Source organism: Cupriavidus sp. CPT47-8839-RL05A, from assembly GCF_058792255.1.
In genome coordinates this window covers 1-14,864 of sequence record NZ_JBYTEG010000028.1, presented here as the reverse complement: position 1 = coordinate 14,864, position 14,864 = coordinate 1, and the positions used below count along the sequence as shown (strand labels likewise).

17 protein-coding genes are annotated in these 14,864 nt (G+C 67.7%); 6 read left to right on the top strand and 11 right to left on the bottom strand.

Features of this window, described 5'->3' with window-relative positions:
- Nucleotides 1-24 precede the first annotated feature (24 nt).
- Entirely contained in the window at nt 25-801 is a 777-nt protein-coding gene (locus AC3WVS_RS27560) for an exodeoxyribonuclease III (RefSeq protein ID WP_492321162.1), read from the top strand.
- A gap of 9 nt (nt 802-810) precedes the next feature.
- On the opposite strand, the gene AC3WVS_RS27555 is transcribed toward AC3WVS_RS27560, so the two are convergent.
- A complete protein-coding gene (locus tag AC3WVS_RS27555; protein WP_492321161.1) occupies nt 811-1,209 on the bottom strand; it encodes a type II TA system antitoxin MqsA family protein in 399 nt (132 codons plus the stop codon).
- A gap of 31 nt (nt 1,210-1,240) precedes the next feature.
- Entirely contained in the window at nt 1,241-1,531 is a 291-nt protein-coding gene (locus AC3WVS_RS27550) for a type II toxin-antitoxin system MqsR family toxin (protein ID WP_492321160.1), read from the bottom strand.
- 173 nt (nt 1,532-1,704) lie between these two features.
- On the opposite strand from AC3WVS_RS27550, the gene argC reads away from it, so the two are divergent.
- The gene (gene argC / locus AC3WVS_RS27545) at nt 1,705-2,652 is read left to right on the top strand and encodes an N-acetyl-gamma-glutamyl-phosphate reductase (protein ID WP_492321159.1); all 948 of its coding nucleotides are present in this window, start codon (nt 1,705-1,707) and stop codon (nt 2,650-2,652) included.
- Nucleotides 2,653-2,722: 70 nt separating this feature from the next.
- On the opposite strand, the gene AC3WVS_RS27540 is transcribed toward argC, so the two are convergent.
- Nucleotides 2,723-3,685, bottom strand: a complete 963-nt coding sequence (locus tag AC3WVS_RS27540; RefSeq protein ID WP_492321158.1) for a M48 family metallopeptidase — start codon at nt 3,683-3,685, stop codon at nt 2,723-2,725.
- 150 nt (nt 3,686-3,835) lie between these two features.
- On the opposite strand from AC3WVS_RS27540, the gene AC3WVS_RS27535 reads away from it, so the two are divergent.
- Nucleotides 3,836-5,095 carry a muropeptide transporter gene (locus tag AC3WVS_RS27535; RefSeq protein ID WP_492321157.1) on the top strand — a complete coding sequence of 420 codons (1,260 nt, stop codon included), beginning with the start codon at nt 3,836-3,838 and terminating at the stop codon, nt 5,093-5,095.
- A 13-nt stretch (nt 5,096-5,108) separates the two neighbouring features.
- Here the strand turns inward: AC3WVS_RS27535 and AC3WVS_RS27530 are convergent, their stop codons facing one another.
- Nucleotides 5,109-5,957 (bottom strand): acyl-CoA thioesterase, encoded by an 849-nt coding sequence (locus AC3WVS_RS27530; protein WP_492321156.1) that lies wholly within the window; start codon nt 5,955-5,957, stop codon nt 5,109-5,111.
- Nucleotides 5,958-6,081: 124 nt separating this feature from the next.
- Nucleotides 6,082-6,969, bottom strand: a complete 888-nt coding sequence (locus AC3WVS_RS27525) for a DMT family transporter (RefSeq protein WP_010813304.1) — start codon at nt 6,967-6,969, stop codon at nt 6,082-6,084.
- Nucleotides 6,970-7,079: 110 nt separating this feature from the next.
- On the opposite strand from AC3WVS_RS27525, the gene AC3WVS_RS27520 reads away from it, so the two are divergent.
- Nucleotides 7,080-7,994, top strand: coding sequence for a LysR family transcriptional regulator (locus AC3WVS_RS27520; protein ID WP_492321155.1), 915 nt, complete (start codon nt 7,080-7,082; stop codon nt 7,992-7,994).
- 4 nt (nt 7,995-7,998) lie between these two features.
- Here the strand turns inward: AC3WVS_RS27520 and metW are convergent, their stop codons facing one another.
- From metW to argB, 5 genes are all read right to left on the bottom strand, one after another.
- Nucleotides 7,999-8,610: a methionine biosynthesis protein MetW gene (gene metW / locus AC3WVS_RS27515; protein ID WP_010813300.1), complete on the bottom strand. Its 612-nt coding sequence runs from the start codon at nt 8,608-8,610 to the stop codon at nt 7,999-8,001.
- Nucleotides 8,607-9,788: a homoserine O-succinyltransferase MetX gene (gene metX, locus AC3WVS_RS27510; RefSeq protein ID WP_011614402.1), complete on the bottom strand. Its 1,182-nt coding sequence runs from the start codon at nt 9,786-9,788 to the stop codon at nt 8,607-8,609. Before metX ends, metW begins: the two co-directional genes overlap by 4 nt.
- 274 nt (nt 9,789-10,062) lie before the next feature.
- Nucleotides 10,063-10,734 carry a nucleoid occlusion factor SlmA gene (gene slmA, locus AC3WVS_RS27505; RefSeq protein ID WP_492321154.1) on the bottom strand — a complete coding sequence of 224 codons (672 nt, stop codon included), beginning with the start codon at nt 10,732-10,734 and terminating at the stop codon, nt 10,063-10,065.
- Nucleotides 10,731-11,669, bottom strand: coding sequence for a pyrimidine 5'-nucleotidase (locus AC3WVS_RS27500; protein WP_492321153.1), 939 nt, complete (start codon nt 11,667-11,669; stop codon nt 10,731-10,733). The genes slmA and AC3WVS_RS27500 overlap by 4 nt, the downstream gene beginning before the upstream one ends.
- A gap of 71 nt (nt 11,670-11,740) precedes the next feature.
- Nucleotides 11,741-12,658 (bottom strand): acetylglutamate kinase, encoded by a 918-nt coding sequence (argB, locus tag AC3WVS_RS27495; RefSeq protein WP_010813296.1) that lies wholly within the window; start codon nt 12,656-12,658, stop codon nt 11,741-11,743.
- A 345-nt stretch (nt 12,659-13,003) separates the two neighbouring features.
- Between argB and AC3WVS_RS27490 the strand changes: the two genes are divergently transcribed.
- Nucleotides 13,004-13,234, top strand: a complete 231-nt coding sequence (locus tag AC3WVS_RS27490; protein ID WP_492321152.1) for a cysteine-rich CWC family protein — start codon at nt 13,004-13,006, stop codon at nt 13,232-13,234.
- Here the strand turns inward: AC3WVS_RS27490 and AC3WVS_RS27485 are convergent.
- The gene (locus AC3WVS_RS27485; RefSeq protein ID WP_492321151.1) at nt 13,207-13,737 is read right to left on the bottom strand and encodes a DMT family transporter; all 531 of its coding nucleotides are present in this window, start codon (nt 13,735-13,737) and stop codon (nt 13,207-13,209) included. The genes AC3WVS_RS27490 and AC3WVS_RS27485 overlap by 28 nt on opposite strands.
- A 93-nt stretch (nt 13,738-13,830) precedes the next feature.
- Here AC3WVS_RS27485 and AC3WVS_RS27480 point away from each other — a divergent pair, with 93 nt between their 5' ends.
- The gene (locus AC3WVS_RS27480) at nt 13,831-14,766 is read left to right on the top strand and encodes a LysR family transcriptional regulator (protein ID WP_492321150.1); all 936 of its coding nucleotides are present in this window, start codon (nt 13,831-13,833) and stop codon (nt 14,764-14,766) included.
- Nucleotides 14,767-14,864: the final 98 nt, after the last annotated feature.

Here is a 14,864-nt window from a genome sequence, read left to right as displayed (position 1 = left end):
TCTCTGAATTCAAAATTTCCCCGAATGTTACGGATTATCAGCGCCAACCTCAACGGCATCCGCTCCGCGTCGAAGAAGGGCTTTTTCGACTGGATGGGCAAGCAGGACGCAGACATGGTCTGCGTGCAGGAACTGAAGGCACAGGCCGCCGACATGACGGAAGCGTTCCTTGCGCCACATGGCTACCACGGCTATTTCCATTACGCCGAGAAGAAGGGCTACAGCGGCGTAGGCCTCTACACGCGGCATCAGCCCGAGCGCGTGGTTACCGGCTTCGGCATTCCCGAGTTCGACAACGAAGGCCGCTATGTGGAAGTGCAGTACCCGCACCTGGCGGTGATCTCGGTGTACGTGCCGTCCGGCTCCAGTGGCGAGGAGCGCCAGCAGGCCAAGTTCCGCTTCATGGAGTCCTTCCTGCCGCACCTGCTGCAACTGAAGGCAAGCGGGCGCGAGATCGTGCTGTGCGGTGACGTGAACATTGCGCACAAGGAAATCGACATCAAGAACTGGAAGGGCAACTTGAAGAACTCAGGCTTCCTGCCGGAAGAACGCGCCTGGATCGGCGAACTGTTCGACACCCACGGCTATGTCGACGTGTTCCGCAAGCTGGACCCGCGCCCTGACCAGTACACGTGGTGGAGCAACCGCGGCCAGGCCTACGCCAAGAACGTCGGCTGGCGCATCGACTACCACCTTGCCACGCCCAGGATCGCCGACACCGCGCATCTTTGCTCGATCTACAAGGACGAGAAGTTCAGCGACCACGCGCCGCTGTCGATCGACTACGACTATCCGCTCTGAGCACTGCGCTTACGCCGCCCGAATCTCTTCGAGTAGTTCCGGGTGGCGGTCAAGCAGCTTGAGCAGCTTGACCAGCGCCAGCGGCGGCTTGGTCCGGCCGGTCTCGTAGCGCGAGAACGCGTTGACCCCGCCGCCGAAGATCTCGGCAGCTTCGCGCTGGTCAAGGCGGAGTTTCTTGCGCACGCCGGTGATATAGGCCGGATCGACAAGCGAGGCGTTGACCTGCTTGTTGAAGGCGAGCATCGCATCGCTCACCCAGTCGCTGCCGCGAGGCAGCACGCCCTCGCCGCACTTGGGACACCATTGCCCCGGCACATCGCGAATTACGGTTGTTTCACCACGATACCTATAAGGCATGTCGCGAATCCCCGCCTCGAGATCCGCGCCACCGCACTCAGGACACTTCATCTGGCCTCTCCTTTGACTGTCTGCGCCGCTGCTACCTCAACTTGAAGGAGATGACCCGCACCTCATCGGTGACCGTGAGCTTCACATTCAAGGCGCCTTGCGGCGTGACAGGCCTGTAGACGTCCTGCCAAACCCTGTGGTCTTCATATGTTGTCATGCTCTTGTAGAAGTCCGCCGGACCCAGCTGCATCAGGATTTCGCGGCTCCATCGCAGACCCATCATCGCCGCATGGGAATAGGCCGCAAACGTCATTTCCATCTTGCCGGCTGCCAACAATGCCTTCACGTCCCATAGCCTGTAATGCGCCGTCCCCTTTTTCATGAAAATTAACCCACTTGGTTAAATCCCGCAAGCCCGGAACAGCGCCAGATCGCAACAAATCCCATCGGTACAAACCCCTGCGATCAGCCCCCATCCCCGCTACAATGCAGGTTCCCTACCGCATGCGGCAGGGGACATTTCGCATTTCCCGCACTTCATTGAGTGAGTCAGCCATGGTTTTCAAAGTGTTCGTCGATGGTCAGGAAGGCACCACCGGTCTCCGGCTGCTTGACTATCTTTCCGGCCGTTCCGACGTGGAACTGCTGCGCATTGCCGATGACAAGCGCAAGGACCCGGCCGAACGAGCACGATTCCTGAACGCCGCCGACGTCGCTTTCCTGTGCCTGCCCGACGTGGCCTCGCGCGAGGCGGTGTCGCTGGTGACCAACCCGAACACCTGCGTGATCGACGCCAGCACGGCGTTCCGCACCACCGACAGCTGGGCCTACGGCCTGCCCGAGCTGGCGCGCGGCCAGCGCGAGAAGATCCGCGCCAGCAAGCGCATTGCGGTGCCGGGCTGCCACGCCAGCGCCTTCGTGCTGGCGGTGCGTCCGCTGGTGGACGCCGGCGTGCTGCCGGCCGACTACCCGGTTTCGGCGTTTTCGCTGACCGGCTACAGCGGCGGCGGCAAGTCGATGATTGCCGAGTTCGAAGCCGGCGGTAACCCGAAGCTGGACAGCCCGCGCCCGTACGCGCTGGGCCTGGAACACAAACACCTGCCCGAGATGCGCGTGCAGGCCGGCCTGGCGCAGGCGCCGGTCTTCAACCCGATCGTCGGCAACTTCCTGAAGGGCCTGGCGGTGACGGTGCCGGTGTTCACGGACCGGCTGGCGCGCAAGGTCAGCCCCGAGCAGATCGTCGAGATCTACCGCAAGCACTATGAAGGCGAGCAGTTCGTGCGCGTGATGCCGTACAACAGCGCCGACAACCTCGATGGCGGCTTCTTCGACGTGCAGGCCAACAACGACACCAACCGGGTCGACCTGTTCGTGTTCGGCAATGCCGAGCGCCTGAACCTGGTGGCCCGCCTGGACAACCTGGGCAAAGGCGCGGCCGGCGCGGCGGTGCAATGCATGAACGTGCATGTGGGCGCCGACGAGGCCACGGGGCTGCGCGCCTGACGCAGCGGCAAGCCCTGAATGAGGAAAAAGCCGGCATTGCCGGCTTTTTTCATTTGCGCCAGCGGACCGCTCAGCGTTGCAGCGGCTTCTGCCGGTCGTCGTCGCCGCTGTCCACCGGCGCTCCGCCCAGGCCCGCCATGTTGGCGCGGTATGGCGGCAGCCTCTCCACCGTGGTATTGCTCGCGCGCGCATAGAGCGGCAGCACCTCCGGCAGGTGCTTCTCCAGGTCGGCGATGCGGCTGCGCCCGGACGGATGCGTGGACAGGAACTCGGTGCCGGACTGGCTCACCTTGCCCATCTTCTGCCACAGCGACACCGCGGCGCGCGGATCATAGCCGGCGCGCGCGGCGATATCCATGCCGATCAGGTCCGCCTCGGATTCATCCGCACGCGAGAAGCGCAGCGTCAGCAGGTGGGCGCCGGTGCCGAGCGCCATATTGCCAAGGTTGCCGAAGCCGAACAGCTGCGAGATCACGTTGGCGCCGAGGTTGGTGATCTCGGACTTGGCGGCGCGCTCGCGCGCATGCTCCTGCAGCGCGTGGGCGATCTCGTGGCCCATCGCCATGGCGATCTCGTCGTCGGTCAGCTTGAGCTGGTCGAGCAACCCGGTATAGAAGGCGATCTTGCCGCCCGGCATGCAGAACGCATTGACCTGCCTGGAGCCGATCAGGTTGATCTCCCACTGCCACTGCCGCGCGCGCTCGTTCCAGCGTGCGGTCTGCGGCAGCAGCCGCTTGCCGATCGTGCGCAGGCGCACCAGCTGCGGGTTGTCGGCGGCGGCCAGTGCATGCTTGGCGATGGCTTCCTGCTTGAGCTGCTCATATTCTTGCGCGGCCTGCTGCTCGATGGCCTCGACCGGCACGATCTTGCGCACGGCCGAGCCGCTGCGGTCCAGCCGGATGCCGCCAGCCTCGCTGTCCTGCGCCTGGGCGGGCAGGCACCAGGCCATGGGCGCCGCCACCGCGGCCAGCGCCAGCGCGCGCACCAGCCGGTCACGGGTAGGACGCTGAACACCTTGCAGGCGGCGGAGCATTTGCGGTTCCTCGGACGCAGTGGAAGACCAGGCAGGCGGATCGGTGATCCGCGGCAACGATGCCGTGCCGCATGTGGCGGGCAGGCAAACAGGTGATGCAATAATACACGGCGCCCGCGCAGCCGCGCGGCGCTTCACGCCGGCCCGTTCATGACCTTCCAGACCTACCTCGATATCTTCCGCAACCGCCGCATCGGCGCCATGCTGGCGCTGGGCTTCGCCTCCGGGCTGCCGCTGGCGCTGACCTCCGGCACCTTGCAGGCATGGATGACGGTCGAGGGGCTGGATATCAAGACCATCGGCTTCTTCTCGCTGGTGGGCCAGGCCTATATCTTCAAGTTCCTGTGGGCGCCGCTGATGGACCGCTACACGCCGCCGCTGCTGGGGCGGCGGCGCGGCTGGCTGCTGGTGACGCAGGTGGGGCTGGTGCTGGGCATCGCCGGCATGGCCTTCTGCCCGCCGCGCGAGGCGCTGTGGACGCTGGCCGCGCTGGCCACGCTGGTGGCCTTCCTGTCGGCCTCGCAGGACATCGTCTTCGACGCCTACAGCACCGACGTGCTGCGCCCGCCCGAGCGCGGCGCCGGCGCGGCGGTCAAGGTGTTGGGCTACCGGCTGGCGATGCTGGTTTCGGGCGGCCTGGCGCTGTGGCTGGCCGACCGCGTGCTGGGCTGGCAGCAGACCTACCTGCTGATGGCGGCACTGATGGGCGTGGGCATCGTCACGCTGCTGTGGGCGCCGGAACCGGACGTCCCCGCGCGCGCGCCGCGCTCGCTGGAAGAGGCGGTGGTAGGGCCGCTGCGCGACTTCTTTGGCCGCCAGGGCGCATGGTGGCTGCTGCTGCTGATCGTGCTGTACAAGCTCGGCGACGCCTTTGCCGGCAGCCTGTCGACCACCTTCCTGATCCGCGGCGTGGGCTTCTCGGCGGGCGAGGTGGGCATCGTCAACAAGACCCTGGGGCTGGCCGCCACCATCATCGGCGCGCTGTTCGGCGGCACGCTGATGGTGCGCCTGGGCCTGTACCGCTCGCTGATGCTGTTCGGCGTGCTGCAGGCGGTGTCTAACCTGGGCTACTGGATCCTGGCGGTGACGCCGCCGCACCTGTGGACCATGGGCGCGACCATTGCGGTCGAAAACCTGTGCGGGGGTATGGGCACGGCGGCCTTCGTGGCGCTGCTGATGACGCTGTGCAACCGCTCGTTCTCGGCCACTCAGTACGCGCTGCTGTCGGCGCTGGCGTCGGTGGGCCGGGTCTACGTGGGGCCCTCGTCGGGCTATATGGTCGAGGCCTGGGGCTGGGCGCCGTTCTACCTGGGCACCGTGGTGGTGGCGCTGCCCGGCGTGATGCTGCTCTGGGCCATGCGCCACACCGTGCATCGCTACGAGGCCCAGGCGCGCGAAGCGATCGCCTGAGCCCGCGCCTGCCTCATTCCTTGTAGTAGACGACCTGATGCGAGCTGGCGATCAGCTCGCCGCCGGCACTCCATAGCTGCGCGCGCTGGTCGAAGAAGCCCTGCCTGAACACCTGCGCCTGCGCGCTGGCCAGCACGTGGCTGTCGCCCAGCGCAGCCAGCGTGGCCGCATCGGCATGGAAATAGGTGGTCATCGAGACCGTGCCGGCCGGTACGAAGCCCGCGCGCTTGAGGAAGATGCGCGGGTAGAAGCTGTCGGCCCAGGCCGCCACCGCGGCAAAGTCCGGCGTGCGCGCCGGCGCGTCGCGCAGCCAGAACTGCGTCAGGCTGTCCGGGTGCTCGGTGCCGGCCTCGGCAGTCGGCTTGGCGCCGCGCACCGGGCGCATGTCGTAGGACTTGAGCCAGCGCACCGGCGCAAACCCGCTCATGGGCGGGAGGGCGTCGGCCGCCGGCACCTCCGGCATCAGCGCCTCACCGCAGGCCCAGGTCTCGCGGCGCACCGCAAACATGGCGGTGGCGGTGGTGGCCACGGCATCGCCCTGACGCAGTTCCAGCGTCCAGTGCTGGGTCGAGCGGTTGGTGCGCACCGGGCGCGCCTCGATCTCGAACGGCCCCTCGGCGATCGGCCCGGCAAAGTTGACCGTCAGCGAGACCGGGTCGCCCAGGCGCTGCGGATGGTCCAGCGCCGCCTGCAGCAGCGTGGCGGCGGTGATGCCGCCGAACGGGCCGATCATGTTCCAGTACTCGGGCGTGGTGCGGCCCAGGAAGCGGTGCTCGCCGGCCGGCTCCAGCGCCAGCGCGTCGTCAAAGGGATGGAGCGGGCTGGCGGCGGTGGCCGCCTGGGTCTGGGGCGCAGTGGACATGGCTGGTATGGGTTGGTGACTCGCAGGGAATAGCACGATCGTTCGATGTGCTGCCTACACTAACCGTAGTCAGCGTTCGGGTCAAGACGTCAATCTTCCAGCCGCTGGCACCGTGGCGCCCGCATCAGCCTTGCACCCGCCGCCGCAGCGGCAGGCTCCAGCCCAGTTGGTTAGCGACCACGCCCAGCAGCACCAGCGCCATCCCGGCGATCTGCAGCGGACCCAGCACCACGCCGAACACCATCACGTCGATCACGATCGCCACCAGCGGATAGATGAAGGACAGTGTCGCGATCGACACCACGTTGAGCCGCTGGAACGCGCCATACAGCAGCGTGTACATCACGCCCGTATGCACCAGCCCCAGCGCCAGCAGCGCGGCCCAGGTGCCGGTGCCATAGCTGCCGGCCGCGGGATGTGCCAGCGGCGCCAGCATCAGCACGCCCAGCACCATCTGCAGCCCGGCAATCTGGCCTGGCGGAATCGCCTGCAGCCGCCGCGTGGCCAGGGTCGTCACCGCATACAGCAGTGCCGCCAGCAGGCCCAGGCCGATACCGGCCAGCATCGCAGTGCCAGTGGCGCCATGCTCAAGCCCGGTGATCAGCATCACCCCGGCAAAGGCCAGCACCAGCCACGGCAGTCGTGCGAACGGGAACGGCTCGCGCTGGATCACCGAGGTCAGCAGCAGCAGGAAGAACGGCTGGGTGTGGTAGACCACCGTGGCAATGGCGATGCCGCTGTACGCATACGCCGAGAACAGCGCCAGCCAGTTGAGCACCAGTGTGACGCCGCCCAGCGCCAGCCAGCCAAGCTGCGCGCGGCTCATCCGAACCCAGCCGCGCTGCAGCGTCAGCACGCCCAGCAGCGCCGCGCCGCCGAACAGGCAGCGGAAGAAGACCACATCGAGCGGCGGCTGGCCGCTGGTGACCACGAACCAGCCGATGGTGCCAGACAGCAGCATGGCCGCGACCATGCGCCAGGCGCCGCCTGGCAAGGGTTGTTGCGAGGGCATGACGGACTCCGGTCAGACAATGGCCGCATTGTTCCATCATGCGATCTGCTCAACAATCCCGTCAGAGATCAATTAGTATTTGATTTGAAGTCAAAAAAAGAGGACGTGCCATGCCGGATATGCCACTTAATGCGATGGCCGTGTTTGCGCGCGTGGTCGAGTGCGGCAGCTTCTCGGCTGCCGCACTCGACCTGGGCATGACGCCGTCGGCGGTCAGCCGGCACGTCTCCCGGCTCGAAGCCACGCTCGGCGCCAGCCTGCTGCAGCGGACCACGCGCGCCTTTGCACTGACTGAACTGGGCCAATCGGTCTACGCCGCCTGCGCCCGCATGACCGCGGCAGCGCGCGACGTCACCGCGCTGGCCGGCGAGCACGGCGGCACGCCGCATGGCGTGCTGCGCGTGAGCGCGCCGGTCTCGTTCGGGCAGGCCTGGCTGGCGCCGCGGCTGCCGGCGCTGCTGGCCAGATACCCGGGGCTGGACCTGCAGCTGACGCTGGCCGACCGCATGGTCGACCTGGTCGAAGAAGGGATGGACGTGGCCGTACGCATCGCGCGCGAACTGGCACCCGGGCTGGCCGCGCGCCCGCTGCGCGAGGTGCGCTACCGGCTGGTGGCCTCGCCCGGCTACCTGGCCCGCCACGGCACGCCGGCCACGCCCGCCGACCTGCCCGCCGCACGCTGCCTGTACCTCGGCTACGGCAACTTCGGCGAGCGCTGGGCCATGCGCCACCAGGCCAGCGGCGAGAAAGTGGAGGTGCGCATCCCGCCGCGCCTGACGCTGAACAACAGCCTGGCGATCATGAGCATGGTGGAGCGCGATGCCGGCATCGGGCTGGTGCCGGACTTCTCATTGGGCGATGCGCTGGACCAGGGCCGGGTCGTCACCGTGCTGGCCGACTGGGACATCCTCGAGCCCTACATCGGCACGGCCTACGCGGTCTACACGCCCACCCGGCATGTACCGCCCAAGGTGCGCGCCTTTGTCGATCACCTGGCCGGCACCGCCGGCGACGCGCCGCGCTGACGCCTCAGGCCGCGCAGACCCGGTACACCGCCAGGCTGCCGCGCCAGTTGCCGCCCCAGTTGACGGTCACGCCCTCGTGCATCACCACGCGGTCGATCACGCGCAGGCCGACCTTGGGCGCCAGCGCCTCGAAGTCGCTGATGGTCAGCACGCGCACGTTGGGCGTGTTGTACCACTGGTAGGGCAGCGATTCCGACACCGGCATGCGGCCGCGGAACACCGACAGCCGGTGCGGCCAGTAGCCGAAGTTCGGGAACGACACGATGCACTCGCGCCCCACCCGCAGCGTGTCGCGCAGCACCTGCGCGGTGTTGTGGATGGTCTGCAGCGTCTGCGACAGGATCACGGTGTCGAAGCTCTTGTCCTCGAACAGCGCCAGCCCGCCCTCCAGGTTCTGCTGGATGACATGGACGCCCTTCTGCGCGCACGCCAGCACGCCTTCGTCGCGGATCTCGATGCCGTAGGCCTGCACGTCGAGCTCGTCCTGCAGCACGCGCAACAGGCTGCCGTCGCCGCAGCCCAGGTCGAGCACGGTGGAATGGGGTTCGATCCAGCGCGCGATCGCGCGGAAGTCGGGGCGCAGCGCCAGGATATTGGGATTGGCCAGGGCGTTCATGCGCCGATCTCCTCTGCGATGCGGTCGTAGTAGGCGCGCATCAGGTTGTGATAGCGCGGGTCGTCGAGCAGGAAGGCGTCGTGGCCGTGCGGCGCATCGATCTCGGCGTACGAGACCGGGCGCTTGTTGTCCAGCAGCGCCTTGACCAGCTCGCGGCTGCGGCTGGGCGCGAAGCGCCAGTCGGTGCCGAAGCTCGCCACCAGGAAGCTGGCCTGGGTCTGCGCCATCGCGCGCGTCAGGTCGCCGCCGAAGGCCAGCGCCGGGTCGAAGTAGTCGAGCGCGCGCGTGATCAGCAGGTAGGTGTTGGCGTCGAAGTACTCGGCGAACTTGTCGCCCTGGTAGCGCAGGTAGCTCTCCACCTGGAACTCGACATCGAAGGAGAAGCGGATGTCGTCGGTCTTCAGCTCGCGGCCGAATTTCTCGGCCATGTCCTCGTCCGACAGGTAGGTGATATGGCCGATCATGCGCGCCACGCGCAGGCCGCGCTTGGGCTTGACGCCATGCGCGTAGTAGTTGCCGCCGTGGAAATCAGGGTCCGACAGGATGGCACTGCGCGCGACCTCGTTGAAGGCGATGTTCTGCGCCGACAGCTTGGGCGTGGACGCGACCACAATGCAGTGGCGCAGGCGTTCCGGGTACAGCAGGCTCCAGGCCACCGCCTGCATGCCGCCCAGGCTGCCGCCCATCACCGCGGCGAACTGCGTGATGCCGAACGCGTCGGCCACGAGCGCCTGCGCATTGACCCAGTCCTCCACCGTCACCACCGGGAACGCCGCGCCGTAGGGCGCGCCGGTGGCCGGGTTGAGGCTCATCGGTCCGGTCGAGCCGAAGCATGAGCCCAGGTTGTTGACGCCGATGACGAAAAAGCGATTGGTATCGAGCGGCTTGCCGGGCCCGACCATGTTGTCCCACCAGCCCACGTCGCGCGGGTCTTCCGCATAGACGCCGGCCACATGGTGCGAGGCATTGAGCGCGTGGCACACCAGCACCGCGTTGGAGCGGGCCGCATTGAGCGTGCCATAGGTCTCGACCATCAGGTCGTAGCCGGCAATGGACGAGCCGTTGCGCAGCTTCAGCGGCTCGGCAAAGTGCATGCGCTGCGGCGCAACTACGCCGACCGAATCGGGCGGCAGGTCGAACGCGGCAGGCGCGGCGGTCGGCAGGGCGACATCAGTCATGGAATCCGGCCCGTGGCGAACGGGCATAAAAAAACCCGACCGGCATTTGCGTATGAAGCGTCGCAGCCAAGTCGGGATTCACTGGATTCCTTGCGGGATTCCGCGTGCCGGCGCCATCCACTACCGTGGTGGCATGGGGCGCCGACCCAACCTCTTTAGCCGCATTTATAGTGGCAACCCGGAACTTGGTCCCTTGGCTGCCGCGCGCCCGCAAGCCAGTCATCAAATCGGCGCGACCGGGCAATTATAGAGCAATCGGCCCGGCATGTTGTTTTCAGCCCAGCAAGACCCGCAGATGCGCCTCGGCATAGTGCGACGGCGACTTGCGGAAGCCGCTCTTGGCGTAGCGGTGCCACTGCCCCTGCACCGCCGCCATGATCAGCGCCGCGCGCGCCGGGATGTCGGCGTCCGCCGGGAACGCGGCCTGTGTCACCGCCATCTTCAGGCACTGGCGCAGCGAGGCCTCGATGCGGTCCACCACCTGGTTGATGCGCTCCTGCAGGCGTTCGTGCTCGCCCACCAGCGCCTCGCCGGTCAGCACGCGCGTCATGCCCGGGTTCTTCTCGGCAAACGACAGCAGCATGCGCACGATGGCATGGGCCTGGCGCAGGCCGTGCTCTTCCTTGTCGGTGATCTGGTTGATCAGGCCGAACACGGTCTGCTCGATAAAGCCGATCAGGCCCTCGTACATCTGCGCCTTGCTGGCGAAATGGCGGTACAGCGCCGCCTCGGACACGCTCAGGCGCGCAGCCAGCGCCGCCGTTGTGATCTTCTCCCCGCGCGGGTGCTCCAGCATGGTGGCCAGCGTCTGCAGGATCTGCACGCGGCGCTCGCCCGGGCGCGGGCGCTTGCGCACCTGCGTGGCCGGCGGCTGGCCTCCGTCCTGCGCATCCTGCGCACTGCCTGAAATGACCGCCTCTGGCTCGCGCCCGTTGCTTTGCGTCATGACCCGATTCTCCGCATTCGTCGTTGGAGTTGATGCATCGATTGTACTTTTATGTCCACATAGGCCGGCCGGTTCGGCACGCGGGCGCGCACGCGCCGCACGTTGTCGGGCTGCGCCTGCGGTGCCTGGGTCTCCGCGGCCACCAGCGTCACCGACTGCTCCTGCGCGGCGTGGCCGACATGGCGCCGGTCCTCCGCCTCCAGCGTCGAGCGTACCGCGGCATCGCGCCGGCTGCCGTCATCGCGCACCGCAGGCACCTCATGCGGGCGCGGTGGCGCGATCGTGCGCAGGTAGCCCGTCACCCACGCGGTGCGGATGCCGGTGCCGGCATAGCGCTTGAGGTGCGACACGGTGTCTTCCACCAGCACCGCGCGATGTGGCGCGATGCGGGTCTGCACCAGCAGCCGGCGCAGCATGCGGCGGTCCGGCTTGGGCCGCAGGTGGCCATGCACCCACATCTGCTCGATTGCCACCACGCGCTCGAAGCAATGCCGTATGCCCGCTATCTCCAGCACCGCCCGCGCGTAGTCCTGCGGCGCATTGGTGACCAGGATCTTGCGCCCCGGCAGGCGCCGCAGGTGCGCGGCCAGCCCGCGCCGCACCCGCACCATGTCGGCCAGCGCCGGGAATTCATGCGCGGCGCGCAGGAAATCAGCCGGATCCACGCCGTGGTGCCGGATCATGCCGAGCAGCGTGGCGCCGTAGCGCTGCCAGTAGTCCACGCGCACGCGGCTGGCGGTGGCCTCGTCGCAGCCGAGCACGCGCGCCACGTAGTCGGTCATCAGCCGGTTGATGGCCGGGAAGATCGCGTGCGAGGCGTCGTGCAGGGTGTTGTCGAGATCGAACAGCCAGACCGTATTGCCCGAGGTATTGCCCGCGGGGTGGCGGCAGAGGCGAGCGCGGACACGGCGCGGAGAACGAAGACTGGAAGGCACGCCGGGCAACTCGGAGGGTGATGGGATGTCCGGGGCGGCCGGCCGCTGCCGGCACCGCCCCGAGGCTCCGCTCAGTGCGAGCGGATCATGGTGCCGAAGGCCTGCTCGGTCAGGATTTCCAGCAGCAGCGAATGCTCGATGCGGCCGTCGATGATGTGCACCGAATGCACGCCGCTCTTGGCCGCATCCAGCGCCGACGAAATCTTCGGCAGCATGCCGCCCGAGATGGTGCCGTCGGCGAACAGCTCTTCGATCTCGCGCGCGGACAGGTCGGTCAGCAGGTTGCCCTTCTTGTCCATCACGCCCGGGATGTTGGTCATCATCACCAGCTTCTCGGCCTTCAGGATCTCGGCCATCTTGCCGGCAACCACGTCGGCGTTGATGTTGTAGGCCTGGCCGTCGTCGGAGAAGCCGATCGGCGAGATCACCGGGATAAAGGCGTCGTCCTGCAGCGCCTTGACCACCGCGGGGTTGATCGCCTCGATGTCGCCGACGTAGCCGATATCGATGAACGCCCCCGGGTTCTCGCGGTCGGGCATCTGCAGGCGCTTGGCGCGGATCAGGCCGCCGTCCTTGCCGGTCAGGCCCACGGCCTGGCCGCCGTACTGGTTGATCAGCATCACGATGTCCTGCTGGACTTCACCGCCCAGCACCCACTCGACCACTTCCATGGTCTCTTCGTCGGTGACGCGCATGCCCTGCACGAAGGTGCCGACCTTGCCGACCTTCTTCAGTGCCTCATCGATCTGCGGGCCGCCGCCGTGCACCACCACCGGGTTCATGCCGACCAGCTTGAGCAGGATCACGTCGCGCGCGAAGCCATGCTTGAGCTTCTCTTCGGTCATGGCATTGCCGCCGTACTTGACCACGATGGTCTTGCCGTGGAACTTGCGGATATACGGCAGGGCCTCGGCGAGGATCTCGGCTTTCAGCGCGGGAGCAATGGCGGCCACCGTGGTTGCGGCAGGCCCGGGGTTGTCGGCGTTCATGGGGGACATCCGTGAGAATCAACAGGTATGATGGCTAATCGGCCACGTAGCCAGGGATAACCAACGGGGATCGCCCGAAAGTGCGCCATCCGGCCATGGCAGGCGCCGATTTTACAAGAAACCGCGCGGGGCGCGAGTCAACCGGCCGAACGTGGTCCCGCGAACCGCCTGCAAGCGCCCCACGGGGCACCAACGCGTTCCGTCCACGCAACAACGTGCCGCCACCACTCAGCCGTTTGGCCTGCGCCGCGGCACAGCGTTCCCCATCTTGACCATCATGCCCGCCGCCAGCCGCCTCTTGCCAGCCCGGATCCCCGATTTCCCGCCAGCGCCGGGAGACCTGCCATGAGCGACGCCTCGACCGTGCTGACCGGCCAGCTGCGCCCGGTCGAACATTGCAGCCGCTGCGGCGCGGGCTTTGTCTGCGGCTACGTGGCGGGGCTGCCCGAGTGCTGGTGCGCCAGCCAGCCGCTGCTGCCGGCGCGGCGCATCGTGCCGGGCCAGCACTGCCTGTGTCCGGCCTGCCTGGCAGCGCGCCGGCAAGCGGCTCAGGAACCAGATTCCGCCGCTGGCTGAGGCGCCGGCCCGGGCCCTGCGGCGCTGCCCCACTGCATCACCAGCATCCCCGCCACGATCAGCGCCGCGCCCGCCAGCCGCGCCGGCGTGAGCGCGCGCACCGCAAAGCCGGCCAGCCCGAACTGGTCCACCAGCAGCGCCGCCAGCACCTGGCCCGCCACCACCGCGGCGATAAAACCCGCGGCGCCCAGCTTCGGCGCCATCATCAGCGCGGCCGAAATATAGAACACCCCCAGCACCCCGCCGATCCAGAGCCAGCCAGGCGCACGCGCCAGTGCCGCTGGCGCCGGCAGCGGCACGCGCATCAGCCACAGCACGGGCAACAGCGCCGCCAGGCTGACCAGCAGCGACACCAGCGTGGCCGACAGCGGATGCCCGAGCGTGCGCCCGAGGGTGGCGTTGGCGCCGGCCTGGAAGGGGATCGCCGCGCCGGCCAGCACGGCCGTGCCAAGCGGCAGCCAGAGTGAAACCGGGAGGGAAAACGGCAACTGGGTGCCTGACATGAAGCGCTCCATAGGGCAAGATGCGATGCCAGCAGTTTGAAATATCGCAATGCGAATTTCCAATTCTGCTTTCGTACGTTTATTATTCGCCGAATGAATAGCCTACGCGGAATCGACCTCAACCTGCTGGTGGTGCTCGAAGCACTGCTGGCCGAGCGCCATATCTCCCGCGCCGCGCTGCGGCTGCACCTGAGCCAGCCGGCGGTCAGCCACGCGCTCGGGCGCCTGCGGCAGCTGCTCGACGATCCCATCCTGGTGCGCGGCAAGGGCGGACTGGTGCTGAGCGCGCGCGCCCATGAGCTGTCCGGCCCGCTGGCCGAGGCGCTGGCGCAGGTGCGCATCCTGCTGGGGCCGAGCGGCTTCCAGCCAGCCACCGCGCGGCGCAGCTTCCGCCTGGCCATGTCCGACTACGGCGCGCTGGTGGTGCTGCCGCGGCTGCTGCGCGCGGTGCGCAAGGCCGCGCCCAATATCGACCTGGTGGTGTCGCAGGCCAGCCGCGAAGGCATGACCGCCCAGGTCGCCGATGGCGAGATCGACATGGCGCTGGGCGTGTTCACCCACCAGCCCGAAGGCGTGAAATCCGCGGAGCTGTTCTGCGAGAGCTATGCCTGCGCGGTGGATGCCGCCACCGTGCGCGACACCGGCCGGCTCGACCAGGTGGCCTACCTGGCGCGCTCGCACGTGCTGGTGGCCACGCACAGCGAACGCATGGACGCGATCGACACCGCGGTGGCCAAGCTGGGCGGACGGCGCAAGATCGCCTGCGTGGTGCCGCACTGGAGCGTGGCGCCGGCGCTGATCGCCGGGACCAACCTGGTGCTGACCACGGCGCGGCGCAGCCTGGCCGCGCTGGAAGAGGACCCGCGCTACGCCGTGTTCGCGCCGCCGTTTGCGCTCGACGACTTCACCTTCAGCATGATCTGGCACGAGCGCACCGAAGCCGATCCCGCCCACGCCTGGCTGCGCGAGCGCGTGCTGGCCGCGGCGGCCAGTCAGGAATCGGAAGAGCCGATCAGCTTGCGCGGCTGACGGCGCCCCCCCGGCTTGGCTGTGTACAGACCGGAGACATGGGTAACAGGTGTTCGGAGACATAGGTGACACGTGACCTGCGCGCATCATGATGCGCG